Origin of the sequence: Jiangella anatolica (genome assembly GCF_003236295.1) — a bacterium.
Classification (GTDB): Bacteria; Actinomycetota; Actinomycetes; order Jiangellales; family Jiangellaceae; genus Jiangella; species Jiangella anatolica.
The window spans coordinates 1-13,954 of sequence record NZ_POTW01000049.1 but is presented as its reverse complement, the minus strand read 5'-3'; the positions used below and the strand labels follow the sequence as shown (position 1 = coordinate 13,954).

Sequence of the window (13,954 nt, the reverse complement as noted above, 5' to 3'; positions counted from 1 at the left end):
GACGACGGTACGTCATCGGATTGATCGCCCCCGGAGAGGCCCACATGCCCTCGGCGGCCGTAGGCTGGTGGCGTCTCCCGTAGCCGCGGGAGGATTGTCCGGTCCCCCCGACACGAAGAGGTCAGACGTGCCAACGGGCAAGGTCAAGTTTTTCGACACCGAGAAGGGCTTCGGCTTCCTCTCGAAGGACGACGGCGGCGACGTCTTCGTCCACTCGTCCGCGCTGCCCGCGGGCGTGACGGCCCTCAAGCCGGGCCAGCGAGTGGAGTTCGGAGTGGCCGAGGGCCGCCGCGGCGAGCAGGCGCTGTCGGTGCGCGTGCTCGATCCGCTGCCGTCGGTGTCCGCGGCCACCCGGAAGAAGCCGGACGACCTGGTGACCATCGTCGAGGACCTCATCAAGCTCCTCGACGGCCTGTCGAACACCTACCGCCGCGGCCGGCACCCCGACCAGCGCACCGCGCACAAGGTCGCGACGGTGCTGCGCGGGGTGGCCGACGACCTCGAGCTCTGACGGGGTCACTCCCGCGGCGGGGCCGACGGCGTGCGCGCGGCCGGGCGTACCCGTAGCGCGAACACCAGGCCGCCGAGCAGGACGAGCGTCGCCACCGTCATGCCCAGCCACGGGATCAGCGGCAGCACGATGCCCACGCCGCCGCCGACCACCCAGCCCAGCTGGAGCAGCGTCTCGGACCGGGCGAACGCGTTGGAGCGGTTCTTCTCCGGCACGTCGCGCTGCACGATCGCGTCCAGTGACAGCCGGCCCAGCTGCTGGGCGAAGCCGGCCGCGAGCCCGACCAGGATCACCGTCAGCAGGTTCCAGAAGACGGCCGCGACCAGCGTGCTCGCCGCGCCGAACCCGACCAGGACCATGACGGTGCGGTCCGGGCTGCGCGCCTGCACCAGCGCGCCGACGGACGACCCGGCGGTGCTGCCCAGCCAGGCCGAGGCCGCGACGATGCCGAGCAGGACGAGGTCGTCGAGCCCGGCGACCGGCTCCTCGCGCAGCACGAACGCCATGAACATCGTCATGAACCCGGACAGCCAGCGCAGCGTCGCGTTCGCCCGCAGCGCGCGGACCACCGTCGGCCCGACCCGGAACTTGCGAGGCTTCCCGGACGCGGTCGCCGTCGTCTGGTCCCCGTCGCCCTCGGTCAGCGACGCCGGCTCCTCGCCGGTCGACAGGTCGACCTTCTTCGGCAGCAGGATCGCCAGCACCGTCGTGCCGACGTAGGCGAAGAACGCCGCTCGAAGTGGCCAGTCGTCGCCGATCTGCGCCAGCCCGATGCCGACCGGCGCTCCGATCAGCGTGCCGAACGTCGCCGCGAGCTGGAGCCGCGAGTTGGCCGCGACCAGCGTCCAGCCCTCGGGCAGCAGTCGTGGCACCGCGGCGGCCCGGGCGACGGCGTACGCCTTCTGCCCGACCAGCACGCCCAGAGCCGCCGGATAGAGCCATACCCCGGTGTCGATGACGGCGTCGGCCGCCACCCAGGCGAGGAAGCCGCGGCCGGCCGCGGTGAACCCGATGGCCCAGCGCCGGCCGTGGCTGAACCGGTCGAGGAACGGGCCCAGCACCGGCGCGACGACGGCGAACGGAGCCATCGTGAGCAGCAGGTACAGCGCGACGTTGCCGCGCGCCTCGGACGTGGAGACGGAGAAGAACAGCGTGCCGGCCAGCGCGACCGTCACCAGCGTGTCGGCGAAGGCACTGGCGGCGTTGAGCTCGATCAGCCGGGACAGGCCGCTCTTGCCGGCGCCCTGCGCCTCGGCGGCGCGGTGCAGCCGGTTGGCGCTGACCTTGGCCGCGCGGGACGTCCCGGAGGCGGCGGAGCGGGCGGCCCGGCCGGTGGCCCCGGCGGCGCGGCGCATCCGCTCACTGGCCGACGGCGGTCCCGGCGGAGGCGGCGGCATGGACCGGGTGCCGTTCCCGCCGGCATGCGCGTTTCCGCCGGCGTGCCTGCTTCCGCCGGCGTGCGCGTTCCCGCCGGGCTCGCCGGCGCCGTCGGCGTCACCGGGCGGGCGGCCGTTGCCGGCGGGCAGCTCACGACCGGCGAACGGCGACTCGTACGCACCGCCGCCCTCGCGCGCGCCGCGTCGCCCACCCTCCCCGGGCGGGCCGGCCGGCGGATCGGTCTCAGCCACGTACCCATCCAACCGCATCGGGCCGACAGGTCAGCCGGTTGTCCCCGCATCGGGCGCGATGTGTCGATCATGGCGCGAGTTTGCGACAATCAACGATTGTGACCACCACCTCGTCCCGCGCCCGCTCCGCCAAGGCCGACTCCGTCCTCGTCAAGGCCGTCGAGGAAGCGCGAGCGGCGGCCGTCGACGTCGGCAGCGAGGACGCCGTCGGCGCCTCGCTCGGCCACGACGCCGAGGGCGAACGGGTCGTCACCCACTACTTCGCCTGCGAGCTGGCCGGGTACGTCGGCTGGCGGTGGGCGGTCACCGTCACCAGGGCGTCGCGGTCCAAGGCGGTCACGGTCAGCGAGTGCGTGCTGCTGCCCGGCGCGGACGCCGTCCTCGCCCCGGCGTGGGTGCCGTGGGAGGAGCGGGTCAAGCCCGAGGACCTCGGCCCCGGCGACCTGCTGCCCGTCGCCGACGACGACTACCGGCTCGAGCCCGGCTACGCGACGGCCGACGACCAGGACGTCCTCGAGGTGATCCAGGAGCTGGGCCTCGGCCGCGAGTGGGTGCTGTCGCGCGAGGGCCGCGACGACGCCGCGCAACGCTGGTACGAGGGCGACACCGGCCCGCACACCGACATCGCGAAGGCCGCGCCCGGACGGTGCGGTAGCTGCGGCTTCTCGGTGCTGCTCACCGGCACGCTCGGGCACGCGTACGGCGTCTGCACCAACGAGCGCACCCCGTTCGACGGCAAGGTCGTCGCGCACACGCACGGCTGCGGCGGCCACTCCGACGTGCGGCTCCCCGCGCCCTCCGAGGACGCCGCCGAGCCCGTCGTCGACACCCTCAGCTACGAGCTGGTCCCGCTGGAGCTCGACGCACCGTAACGGTGGACGCCTTCGAGTCCGAGGCGCTGCGCTCGCGGGTGCTCGCCGCCTGGTCCGCGTCGCCGGCCCGGTTCCGCGAGGACGCCAACGCCGAGGACGAGCTGGCCCGCGGCTCCTACCGCGACCGGGTCGTGGTCGAGCTGGCGCAGAACGCCGCCGACGCCGGCGCACGTTCCGGTGAGTCAGCGAGGCTGTTGCTGCGGCTGACCGGGTCGACGCTGGTCGTGGCCAACACCGGCGCTCCGCTCGACGCCGCCGGGGTCGAGGGGCTGTCGACGCTGCGGGCGTCGGCCAAGCGCGACGACGACACCGTCGGGCGGTTCGGGGTGGGCTTCGCCGCCGTGCTGGCGGTGACCGACGAGCCGCGGGTGCTGACGGCGTCCGGCGGCGGGGTGCGGTGGTCGCGGCCCGCGGCCCGGTCGGCGGCGTCGACGGTGCCCGGGCTGGCCGACGAGCTGGCCCGGCGCGGCGACGCGGTGCCGGTGCTGCGGCTGCCGTTCCCGTCCGCCGGCGCCGTGCCGGACGGGTACGAGACGGCGGTCGAGCTGCCGTTGCGCGACGACGACGCGGTCCGGTTGGTGCGCCGGTTGCTCGCCGAGGTCGACGACGCGTTGCTGCTGGCGCTGCCGTGGCTGAGCGAGGTGGTCGTCGAGGGCGCCGGCGAGGCGCGGCGGTTGTCCGCCGAGGCGCCGGTGCCGCTGGGGAAGGGGCTGGCCGAGCGGCGGATCGGCGGGCGGCGGTGGCGGATCGCTCGCCGGACGGGCGTCGCCCCGGAGGAGCTGCTGGCGGACCGTCCGTTCGAGGAGCGGTCCCGGCCGGGCTGGTCGGTGACCGTCGCCGTGCCGGTGTCCGCCGACGGGGACTCGGCGCCGGCCCCGCTGCCGCCCTCACTGCCGTCCGTCGTGCACGCGCCGACCCCCACCGACGACCGGACCGACCTGCCGGCGTTGGTGATCGCCGCGCTGCCGCTGGACTCGTCCCGCCGCCGCGTCCAGCCCGGCCCGCTGCTCGACCACCTCGCGACCCACGTCGGCGACGTGTACGCGCGGCTGGTGGCGTCGTTCGATCCGCCGGCGCCGGCCGTGCTCGCGCTGGTGCCGGGCCCGCTCGGGGTCGAGGCGGTCGACGCCGTGCTGCACCGGGCGATCCGCGCCGCACTCGCGGCGACGCCGTTCGTGCCCGGCGCGGGCGGCGAGCGGCTGCGTCCGGACGAGGTGACGCTGGTCGATGGGCTGAGCCGGACCGCCGATCCGGCCGCACTGCGCGGCGTCGTCCGGGGGCTGCCGGCGCGCGACTGGTGGCGGCCGGAGGTGCTGGCCGGGCTCGGCGCGACCGTGGCGCCGCTGGCCGACGTCGTCGACGAGCTGGCCGGGGAGCGGCTGGACCCGGCCGGGTGGCGGGCCGTGTACGACGCGCTGGACGGGTCGGACCGCGAGTCGCTCGGCGCGCTGCCGGTGCCGCTGGCCGACGGGCGGCTGGTCCGCGGCCCGCGCGGGCTGCTGGTGCCCGGCGAGGTGCGCCCGGAGCTGTTGGCGCCGTTCGACCTGCGCGTCGTCGCGCCGGACGCCGTCCACCCGCTGCTGCACCGGCTCGGCGCCGTCGACGCGACCGCCGCGTCGGTGCTGCGCGACCCGCTGGTCCAGGGCGCCGTGGCCGACCTCGCCGAGAGCGACGAGGACCCTGCACCGATCGCCGAGGCCGTGCTCGGGCTGCTGGCGGAGTCCGGCCTCGGCGTCGCCGACGAGCCGTGGCTGGCCGGGCTGCCGCTGGTCGACGCCACCGGCGCGTCCGTGTCGGCGCGGGAGCTGCTGCTGCCCGGATCGCCGCTGCTGAGCGTGCTGGACGCGAACCCGGACGAGTTCACCGTCGCGCCGGAGCTGGTCGAGCGGTTCGGCCCGGCGGTGCTGCGGGCGGCCGGGGTGCGCGACGGGTTCGCCGTCGTCCGCGACGCCGATCTGACGCTGGAGCCGGACACCTGGCACGACCTCGACGACGAGGACGCCTGGATCGACGAGGTGCTCGCCGGCCTGCCGAGTCAGCCGGTGCCGCCGCTGACCAGTGAGTTCGTCGCCGTCGCCGACCTCGATCTCGTCCGCGACGACGCGTGGCGGCACGTGCTGGAGTGGCTGGCCGACGACGCCGAGGCGCGGGCCGCCGTCGTAACGCCGGTTCGGCTGACCCTGGCCGGCGGGGCGCAGCGCGACGTGTCGTCGTACACCGCGTGGTGGCTGCGGCGGCATGCCCGGATCGGCGGCCGGCCGCTGCCCGGGCTGGCGCTGCCGGACGCCGATCTGGTGGTCCGCGCGCTGCTGCCGGTCGTGGACGTGCCGGTCGACGACGCGTTCGCGGCCGCCGTCGGGCTGGCCCGGACGCCCGCGGACCTGGACCCTGACGCCGTCCTCGCCCGGCTCGCCGAGGAGGACCTCGAGCTGCCGGCCGCGATGCTGGCGCAGGTCTACGCGGCGCTGGCCGGGCACGATCCGGCCGGCGTGCGGCCGCCGGAGCGGATCCGGATCCCGCACGGCGCCGGCAGCCGCGTCGTCCCCGCGGCGTCGGTCGTGGTCTGCGACGGGCCGCACTGGCTGCAGCTCGGCAAGCCCGGGCTGCTGCCCGGACCGGCCGCGCTGGCGGACCTCCTCGACGTCGACCTGGCGTCGGAGGTGTACGCCGCCTCGATCAGCGACGGCGGCCGCCGCCAGCCGGTGCCTGCGGAGGTGGCAGCGGTGCTCGGCTCGGCGCCGTCGAGCTATGTGGAGCACGACGACCTGCGGGTCGGCGGCGCTCCGGTCGACTGGTGGCCCGACGGCGACGACGTCCATGCCGCGACCGTTGACGGCTTGGCGCGTGGGCTGGCCTGGACGAGCGGGCAGTGGGCGAAGCGGTGGGTGCTGGCCGAGGCCCTGGCCGATCCGGGCGCGCTGCCCGACCTGCTCGCGGACGCCGCGTTCGAGTAGTGGGGGTCGCGGGTGCCCGCCCGCCTCGCTCGTTCCTTGCTCGGACGCCCGCGGCCTACCCCTGACGGCGTCCCCCCGAACCCCGCTCCGCGCCTGCCGACCCGCCGGCGGGGCGACGTCACGCAGGGGCGGCGAGCGGCGGGTGCTCGAGCACGCTGGGCTTGTACTCGACCAGCTGGAGGCGGCCGTCGAAGGTGCGGTGGTCGGTCATCTCGAGGGCGACGTCCGGATAGCCGTCGTAGATGCGTTCGTCGCCCGTGGCCCCGGTGATCACCGGGAACATCACGACCCGGAAGCGGTCGACCAGTCCGGCTCGCAGCAGCGACCGGCTCAGGCTGAGGCTGCCGATCGTGCTGAGGAGTCCGGATCCACTCGACTTCATGGCGCGGACCGCCTCGACGGCGTCGTCGCGGACCAGTGTGGAGTTGGCCCACGTCAGTGGCTCCTCGAGTGAGGAGGAGAACACCACCTTGGTCGCCTGCGTGAGCGCGTCGACGGACGCCTCTTCTTCCGGACTGAACTCGTCCTGGCCGGTCGGGACCTCGCCTGAGGAGAAGCCCGACATCAGGCGGTAGGTGTTCGCTCCCATCAGGTACGTGACCTCGGGCTGTTCACCGAGCCAGGCGAGGTACTCCGGGCCCTCGAGGCCCCAGAATCCGGGCCATCCCTCTCCCGATGCGTAGCCGTCGAGGGAGGTGATGAAGTCGACGAGAAGCTCCGACATGGCGCTGTCCTTTCCTCGGGTGTCACCAGCTCTGACCGGCCGGGAGGCAGGAACTCATCGCCTCTAGTCTGCGCCCGACGGCGTTCCGGGACGCGGGTCAGAAGCGACGGCCGCCGCCGGAGCGTCGCGAGGAGCGCCGGCTGGAACCGCCGCCGAAGCTGCGCCGCCGGCTGCGGCCGCCACTCGATCCGCCGCCCCAGCCGCCGCCGGAGTCCGACCCGTCACCGCTCGACGTCATCGCGTCGCCGGCGGCGCGGCTCAGCGACTTGCCCATGCTCGCCAGCCGGCCGCGCGGACGGTCGGCGTGCCAGCGGGTCCACAATCGGCCGCGGGCGGCCGAGTGGTCGTCGTGCGGGAAGCGCCAGCTGCCGGCGCTGCCGCTCCAGTAGCCCTCGATGTAGGCGACGAGGTCCTCGCCGCCCTCCCAGTAGCTGTCGCGTCCGGCCTGCCGTGCCTGCGGCGCCTCGCCGGCGTCGAGCCGGACGGCGCACTGGTCGCAGACCGGCGTGTTGCGGCGCACGCCGTAGCTGGGCGTCCACGGCCTTTCCTGCGTGCTGGGACCGTGCCGCGGGTCGAAGAAGCAGGGCGGGGTCGGCTCCGGGACCGGCCGGCCCTGCTGCAGCGCCTCGAGGCAGGCGATCTTGTAGCGCGCGGTGCCCAGCAGCGACGTCACCGCCTGGACGTCGCCGTCGGTCGCGGCCTTGTCGAGCCGGTGCCGGGCCTTCTCGACGGTGTCGAGGATCTCCTTCGTCAGGCCCGCCTGCCCGATGTCGGACGTCGTCGGCAGGTCCGACACCCGGTCGGACAGCTCGATGACCTCCTCGGTCAGCATCGGCCGGACGACGTCGAGGTGGCGCTGCTCGTCGGCGCGGCGGCGGCGCCGGGCGCTGAGCGCCGTCCCGCCCCACCAGAGGCCGGCGATCCCGGCGGCGCCGCCGGCCCATGGCGCGGCGTCGACGTAGAACGGGTGGTCGACGTCGGAGGCACGGTCGATGAAGCGGTCGATCATCGGCCCGTAGTCCGGGGCGCAGCAGTCGACGGCCTGGTCGATGGCGTCCTCGACGTGGTACGTCGGGCCGTCCTCGCTGTGCTGGACCCCCCACAGGCCGCGGCCGTCGTAGGACGAGTCGGCGACGGACATGACCAGGTACACGCCGTCGACGCCGACGCGGTCGTACAACTGGGAGGCGAGCTCCTCGCCCTCGTAGAGCAGCGTCCGGCCGAAGAGGCGCTCCTGGCCCTCGGGGTCGAGCCGCCACGCCGGGACGACGGCGATCCGCATGCCGGCCGGAGCCGCGGCGGCCGCCTCGTCCAGCTCCGCCGCCTCCGCCGTACCGATCGCGTCCGCGGCGTCCGGGTCGACCCACACGCCCGGCTCCGCCAGTTCGACGGCGACCTCGTCGAGGTACCGGTTCACGTCCGTCTCGTCGGCCGCCGCGTTCGTCGAGGCGAAGCCGAGCGTCGTGACGGCGACCAGCCCGAGCGCCGCGGCGGTGGGTCCGGTGCGGCGGGTGGCGAGGCTCATCGGGCGGCTCCGGCCAGCCGGTCGCGGCAGGCGGCGCAGACCGGGATCTCGCGGGCGCGGCCGCCGGGCGGGCTGTACATCCAGTCGGTCACGGACACTCCATGGCGCTGGTCGAAGAAACAGTCGGCGCGTCGCGCGGGCAGCGGGCGGCCGGCCAGCCGCGCCCGCGCCGACGCGAGGCGCCACCGACCGTACTCGACGGTCGAGCGGATCGCGCGGAGCATGTGGTCGTCGGGCTCGTCGTCGACGGCGGCGCCGGCCTCGGCGTAGGCGTCCATCGCGGCCTGCACGTCGGCGGCGACCGCGGGATCGGCGACGGCGATGTCGGCGGCGTCGAGCTCCTCGCCGAACCGGGTGACGTCCTCGCGGGCCAGCTCCTGCCGTTCGGCCAGCGAGTCGGCCTCGTCGTCCAGGACGTCGAAGGACGGCCGGTACATGGCCGGGCCCTCGGATCCGTCGCCGGCCCGCCGCCGCTGCCACCAGAGCAGCCCGCCGGCCGCGACCGCCACCACGACGACCGCGATGACCAGCGGCAGCACCCAACCGGCGCCGCCGGAGTCCTCGGGCGCGCCGGACACGCCGAGCTCCGTCAGTGCGTCGTCGAGGATCGCCACCTGCTGCGACCGGGTGTTCCGCTCCACCGCCGTCGCCAGCGCCTCCGTCACCGGCGCGCTCACTCCGTTGGAGGAGCCGTACGTGGCCGCGCCGCCGAAGACGACCAGGTACACGCCGTCGGGTCCACCGGCCTCCGCGACGGCGTCGAGGAACGCCGCCCCTCGTGCGTCGTTGTCGTCGCCCGGTTGATCCGACAGCGCGGTGGCCGGCACGACGGCGATGTACGTGGCCGGCGAATGCCCGTCGACCCGGTCGGCCAGCCGCTCGGCATCGGCCGGCGGCACGATCGACCTCTGCGTCTCGTCGACGTAGACGGGCGTGGACGCCCACGCCATCGCGACCTCGGCCGGATACCCGCCGGCCTCGTCCGACGACGCCGCAGCGTCAGGCTCGGCGGCAGCACCCGGCCATGCGAGCGTGCCGGCGGTTGTCGCGGCGTCGGGCCAGGCGGCAGGGCCGTGCCATGCGGGCGTGCCGGCGGTTGTCGCGGCGTCAGGCCAGGCGGCGGCACCACCACGAGCCGCGGCGCTCCCACTGGCCGCGGTGCCATCGGCCGCGTCTCGGCCGCCTCGGGCAGCCTCGGCTGCGGCCGAACGGTCTGGACCGAACGCGGCCTGGCCTGCGCCGACAGCCGCCCCGCCTCCGGCTTCGCCCGTGCCCACGCCTGCACCGTCGGCCGTGCCTCCGCCGTCACCCGTCGCCAGGCCCGCGCCGACAGCCGACCCGTCTCCGGCTTCGCCCGTGCCCACGCCTGCGCCGTCAGCCCGGCCTCCGCCGTCACCCGTCGCCAGGCCCGCGCCGACAGCCGACCCGTCTCCGGCTTCGCCCGTGCCCACGCCTGCGCCGTCAGCCCGGCCTCCGCCGTCACCCGTCGCCAGGCCCGCGCCGACAGCCGACCCGTCTCCGGCTTCGCCCGTGCCCACGCCTGCGCCGTCAGCCCGGCCTCCGCCGTCACCCGTCGCCAGGCCCGCGCCGACAGCCGACCCGTCTCCGGCTTCGCCCGTGCCCACGCCTGCGCCGTCAGCCCGGCCTCCGCCGTCACCCGTCGCCAGGCCCGCGCCGACAGCCGACCCGTCTCCGGCTTCGCCCGTGCCCACGCCTGCGCCGTCAGCCCGGCCTCCGCCGTCACCCGTCGCCAGGCCCGCGCCGACAGCCGACCCGTCTCCGGCTTCGCCCGTGCCCACGCCCGCGCCGTCAGCCCGGCCTCCGCCGTCACCCGTCGCCAGGCCCGCGCCGACAGCCGACCCGCCTCCGGCTTCGCCCGTGCCCACGCCCGCGCCGTCAGCCCGGCCTCCGCCGTCACCTGTCGCCAAGCCCGCGCCGACAGCCGACCCGCCTCCGGCTTCGCCCGTGCCCACGCCCGCGCCGTCAGCCCGGCCTCCGCCGTCACCTGTCGCCAAGCCCGCGCCGACAGCCGTCCCGGGCTCAGCGCCGTACGCCGCCGGGGCGGTACCGGCCGCCGCCGCGGCGGCCAGGATCATCGCGGCCGCCGGGAGAGTCAGCCGCATGCAGGCTCCTCGTCATGGGGTCATCAGCGCCCCCGATCCTCACATGCCGCGATGAACTCCAGTGCACGGCCATGCATGGCAGCGGCCGCAGCGGCGTCGTACTCACCGGTCAGCGACGGGTCGGCGAACAGGTGCGCGGCGACGTCCGGGTAGGAGAAGTAGTGGTAGGACGCGCCGGAGGAGCTGACGGTCTCGGCGAACTCGCGATTCGCCTCGTCGTCGCGGAACGGGTCGAGCTCGGCCTCGTGCACCTGCACCGGGACGGCGGACGGCCAGAGGTCCGCGTCCACAGCGCGTACCGGGACCGATCCGTGGAACGCCAGCGCACCCCGCGCCCCCGGCCGCGACGCCGCCAGGTGCACGACCGAGATGACGCCGTTGGAGTACCCCGCGTAGACGACGTCGGGCCGCACGCCGTCGACCGCCGCGTCGGTCCGGCGCAGCAGCTCCGCCTGGCCGCCGTACTTCGCCAGGAACTCGAACGCCTCGTCGTAGTCGTCGAAGACCGCGCCGCCGTACAGATCGGGCACGTGCACGACGTGGCCGGCCGCGCGCCACTGGTCGGCGGCCTGCAGCACCCCGGGCCGGAGCCCGAGGACGGAGTGGAACAGCACGATCTCGGTCATGTCTGCGTTGTATCAGCCGGGACCGACAAGGTCGGGTCAGCGCACGCCGAGCAGATCCTCGATCGGCGTGATCGCGAAGAAGACCACGAACAGCGCGGCGACGATCCACAGCAGCGGGTGCAGCTCACGTGCCTTGCCGCGGGCCACCTTGATGATCACGTACGAGAGGAACCCGGCGCCGATGCCCGTGCTGATCGAGTACGTGAACGGCATCAGCGCCAGCGTCAGGAACGCCGGGATCGCGATGTCGACGTCGTCCCAGGCGATCTCGCGCACCTGGCCCATCATCAGGAACCCGACGAGCACCAGCGCCGGCGCGGCGGCCTCGTTCGGCACCATCGCCACGAGCGGCGCGAGGAACGTCGCGAGCAGGAAGCAGATCCCCGTCACCACGCTGGCCAGACCGGTGCGTGCGCCCTCACCCACGCCTGACGCGGACTCGATGTACGACGTGTTGCTCGACACCGACGCCGCACCGCCGGCCGCCGCGGCGACGGAGTCGACCAGCAGGATCTGCGTCGTCTTCGGCGGGTTGCCGTTCTCGTCGAGCAACTGACCCTCGGCGCCGACCGCGACCATCGTCCCCATCGTGTCGAAGAAGTCGGCCAGCATCAGCGTGAACACGAACAGCAGCACGCTCACGACGCCGACGGACTCCCACGAGCCCAGCAGGCTGAAGTTGCCGACCAGCGAGAAGTCGGGCAGGTCGACGATCTGGTCGGGCCACTGCGGCGCGTTGAGGTTCCAGCCGCCGGGGTTCTCCGCCGACGGACCCAGGTCGGCGACGGTCTCGACGACGACCGCCAGCACGGTGGTGCCGATGATCGTCCACAGGATCGCGCCGCGGATCTTCAGCGAGTAGAGCACGATGACGGCGATCAGCCCGGCGCAGAACACCGCGACCGGCCACGTCGTCAGCGATCCGCCCTCGCCCATGCCGATCGGCGGCGACGGATTCCCCGTCGAGCGCACGAACCCGGCATTGACGAAGCCGACCAGTGCGATGAACAGGCCGATGCCAACGCTGATCGCGGTCTTCAGCTGACGGGGGACCGCGCTGAACACGGCCTGCCGGAACCCCGTCAGCACCAGGACCAGGATGACCAGGCCCTCCATCACGACCAGGCCCATCGCGTCGGCCCACGTCATCTGCGACGCCAGCCCGAACGCGACGAACGCGTTCAGGCCGAGGCCGGCCGCCAGCGCCAGCGGGAAGTTCGCGACGACGCCCATCGCGATCGTCAGCACGCCCGCCACCAACGCCGTCGTCGCGGCGACGGCGGCCAGGTCGGGTGTGTCGCCACCGCCGAGGAAGCTGCCGTCGGCGTCGGCGACAGTGCCGATGATCAGCGGGTTCAGCACGATGATGTACGCCATGGTGAAGAACGTGACCACGCCGCCGCGCACCTCGCGGCCGATCGTCGAGCCACGCTCGGTGACCTTGAAATAGCGGTGCAGCGCGGTGGGTTCGGTGGACGTGTCGGTGTCGCTCATCGGGGCCTCCGGGCAGCTCGGCGGTGGGTCGGACGCAGCCGGTTCCGGGCGTGAGGATGCCAGAAGATCGCCACTTGGCGAACTAGGCGCAGGTCGATCGGCTCGCCGGGACTGATGTGGCCGGGCTAGCCTGGGCCGTATGGCGAAGCGTCGGCGGCGGTCCCCAGGGGAGCCCGAGGTCGAGGCGGCCGAGCCCGACGAGGTTCAGCCGCTCGACGTCGACGGTGTTCGCACGGTCGCTGTCGTCACCATTCTGTGGGCGATCGCGTTCGTTCTGCTGGCGCTGCGGATGGACTCGCTGCAGGCGGAGGGCCGCGGCTGGTGGGTCTGGACCTGCCTGGCCGGCGTCGGCCTCGGCCTGCTCGGGCTGGAGTACACCCGCAAGCGCCGCGACGCCATCGAGTTCGAGCGCGAGGAGGCGGAGGAGGCAGCTCGTGAGGCGGCCGGCTCCGCCGACGGTGAGGTGCTGACCCGCGGCGAGGTGATCGCCCGCGATGCGGAGGCTCCCAGCCGGGGTGAGACACGGCGCGGCGAGGGTGCTCCGGCCGACGGTGAGGGCGCGCCGGGACGAGGTGCGGGCGCTCCCGGGCGCGGTGACGGTGTCCCGGGTCGCGGTGACGGTGTGCCGGGACGGGGTGCGGGTCCGGCCGGTGGTCCGCCGCAGAGCGCGCCCGACTCCGTGACACGGCCCATCGACACCGGTGGCAATCTGCCGCCGGTTCGCCCGGACGTCCCGCGCATCGACGCGACCCGCCTCGACCTGCCGCCGACCCGGCCAGGCGTCGGTGGCGATCCGCGCGCCGCCGGTACCGATCGACGTGGCGCCGGTCTCGGCCCGCGTGGCGCTGACCGCCACGGTGGCGCCGGCTCGGATGCGCGCGAGGGCGGTCTCGGCCCGCGTGGCGCTGGTCCGGATCCGCGGGGCGTTGGCGCTGACCGACGCGGCGGTGCCGGCGCGGATGTGCGAGCGGCTGGTCCCGATCCGCGTGCCGGTCGTGCCGACACCACGGCCCACGGCCGCCCGGCCTGGTCCGGCGACCAGCCCGCCGCTTCCACGCGGCCCAGCCCGTCCACCGGACGTACGCCGGTCGGGCAGCGGCCGGGTGCTGGTGAAGGTCCGGTGCCGTCGCGGCGACCGGCTCCGGGCGAGCGTCCGGGGATCGCGCCCGAACGACCGGCTACAACGGCTCGGCCGGCGGGCGCCGCGGATCTTCCTGGGCGCGCACCGGAGCGTCCGGCCGGCCCGGCGCGCTCCGCCGCCGGCGAGGCGGCACCCCAACGGCCGGGGGCGGGCGAGCGTCCGGCCGCGGCGCCGCGACCCGGATCGGCCGATAGCCCGTCCGTACCGCCGCGACCTGCGCCCGCCGCGCCGCGATCGCAGCCGGCCGACCACCGTCCGGCCGACCACCGTCCGGCCGCGCCGGAACGTCCGGCCCCACCGCCGCCCGAGCGACCGGCCCGGCGGACCCCACCCGCGGCGTCCGAGCTGTTCGGCGA

At 75.1% G+C, this 13,954-nt stretch carries 10 protein-coding genes; 4 read left to right on the top strand and 6 right to left on the bottom strand.

Translation table 11 applies throughout. The features are described 5' to 3' along the window. Positions 1-127: 127 nt before the first annotated feature. On the top strand, positions 128-511 hold the full coding sequence (locus C1I92_RS35660; protein ID WP_111256259.1) for a cold-shock protein: 384 nt from the start codon (positions 128-130) through the stop codon (positions 509-511). A 5-nt stretch (positions 512-516) separates the two neighbouring features. On the opposite strand, the gene C1I92_RS19195 is transcribed toward C1I92_RS35660, so the two are convergent. Continuing rightward, positions 517-2,139, bottom strand: a complete 1,623-nt coding sequence (locus C1I92_RS19195) for an MFS transporter (RefSeq protein WP_199521374.1) — start codon at positions 2,137-2,139, stop codon at positions 517-519. A 98-nt stretch (positions 2,140-2,237) separates the two neighbouring features. Between C1I92_RS19195 and C1I92_RS19190 the strand changes: the two genes are divergently transcribed. Continuing rightward, positions 2,238-3,011 (top strand): DUF3027 domain-containing protein, encoded by a 774-nt coding sequence (locus tag C1I92_RS19190; RefSeq protein ID WP_199521373.1) that lies wholly within the window; start codon positions 2,238-2,240, stop codon positions 3,009-3,011. Positions 3,012-3,013: 2 nt separating this feature from the next. Then, a complete protein-coding gene (locus C1I92_RS19185) occupies positions 3,014-5,965 on the top strand; it encodes a sacsin N-terminal ATP-binding-like domain-containing protein (protein ID WP_111256258.1) in 2,952 nt (983 codons plus the stop codon). 118 nt (positions 5,966-6,083) lie between these two features. On the opposite strand, the gene C1I92_RS19180 is transcribed toward C1I92_RS19185, so the two are convergent. The 5 genes from C1I92_RS19180 to C1I92_RS19160 all read right to left on the bottom strand — a co-directional run bounded on the left by C1I92_RS19180 (position 6,084) and on the right by C1I92_RS19160 (position 12,457). Then, positions 6,084-6,689: a dihydrofolate reductase family protein gene (locus tag C1I92_RS19180; RefSeq protein WP_111256257.1), complete on the bottom strand. Its 606-nt coding sequence runs from the start codon at positions 6,687-6,689 to the stop codon at positions 6,084-6,086. Between the two features lie 97 nt (positions 6,690-6,786). Further along, on the bottom strand, positions 6,787-8,214 hold the full coding sequence (locus C1I92_RS19175) for a hypothetical protein (protein ID WP_111256256.1): 1,428 nt from the start codon (positions 8,212-8,214) through the stop codon (positions 6,787-6,789). Continuing rightward, on the bottom strand, positions 8,211-9,164 hold the full coding sequence (locus C1I92_RS35320; RefSeq protein WP_111256255.1) for a hypothetical protein: 954 nt from the start codon (positions 9,162-9,164) through the stop codon (positions 8,211-8,213). Before C1I92_RS35320 ends, C1I92_RS19175 begins: the two co-directional genes overlap by 4 nt. Before the next feature lie 1,196 nt (positions 9,165-10,360). Next, on the bottom strand, positions 10,361-10,963 hold the full coding sequence (locus C1I92_RS19165; RefSeq protein WP_111256254.1) for a dienelactone hydrolase family protein: 603 nt from the start codon (positions 10,961-10,963) through the stop codon (positions 10,361-10,363). Between the two features lie 36 nt (positions 10,964-10,999). Beyond that, positions 11,000-12,457, bottom strand: coding sequence for an NCS2 family permease (locus tag C1I92_RS19160; RefSeq protein ID WP_111256253.1), 1,458 nt, complete (start codon positions 12,455-12,457; stop codon positions 11,000-11,002). A gap of 139 nt (positions 12,458-12,596) precedes the next feature. Between C1I92_RS19160 and C1I92_RS35655 the strand changes: the two genes are divergently transcribed. Continuing rightward, positions 12,597-13,954 (top strand): DUF2530 domain-containing protein (locus tag C1I92_RS35655; RefSeq protein WP_199521372.1); only part of this gene is annotated, 1,358 nt, incomplete at its 3' end.

Bases quoted from the DNA above. Each gene is read 5' to 3' on its own strand.
- C1I92_RS19180 (WP_111256257.1), bottom strand. From the start codon at position 6,689: ATGTCGGAGCTTCTCGTCGACTTCATCACCTCCCTCGACGGCTACGCA.
- C1I92_RS19160 (WP_111256253.1), bottom strand. From the start codon at position 12,457: ATGAGCGACACCGACACGTCCACCGAACCCACCGCGCTGCACCGCTAT.
- C1I92_RS19165 (WP_111256254.1), bottom strand. From the start codon at position 10,963: ATGACCGAGATCGTGCTGTTCCACTCCGTCCTCGGGCTCCGGCCCGGG.
- C1I92_RS19175 (WP_111256256.1), bottom strand. From the start codon at position 8,214: ATGAGCCTCGCCACCCGCCGCACCGGACCCACCGCCGCGGCGCTCGGG.
- C1I92_RS35320 (WP_111256255.1), bottom strand. From the start codon at position 9,164: ATGGCGTGGGCGTCCACGCCCGTCTACGTCGACGAGACGCAGAGGTCG.